At 43.6% G+C, this 275-nt stretch carries 1 protein-coding gene; it reads right to left on the bottom strand.

Annotated features, from left to right (window positions below):
* A partial coding sequence (locus tag QUB10_RS04690) for a hypothetical protein (protein ID WP_333199989.1) occupies positions 1-275 on the bottom strand: 275 nt, incomplete at both ends.

Genomic DNA, 275 nt, shown 5'->3' with positions numbered 1-275 from the left:
AGGTGACTTTTAAAGCTTGACCCTTTTGATAATCAAATGTTACGGTTTTTCCGCTGATTGCTCCTGAGAAGCTATAAGCGGAATTTGGCTTGCTGGTGTCCACTGTGAAGCTGGGAGCGGTTATAGAGGTGCTTAATATCGCACTTTCTTGGGTGTCGGTCACTCCAACAGTTTTCAACAAATCAGCGATAGACAGGTCTCCTGTATAAGTGACTTTTAAAGCTTGACCCTTTTGATAATCAAATGTTACGGTTTTGCCGCTGATTGCCCCAGAG

This window comes from Microcoleus sp. B5-D4 (genome assembly GCF_036705145.1).
Taxonomy (GTDB): Bacteria; Cyanobacteriota; Cyanobacteriia; order Cyanobacteriales; family Microcoleaceae; genus Microcoleus.
This window is presented reverse-complemented; position numbering and strand designations above follow the sequence as displayed.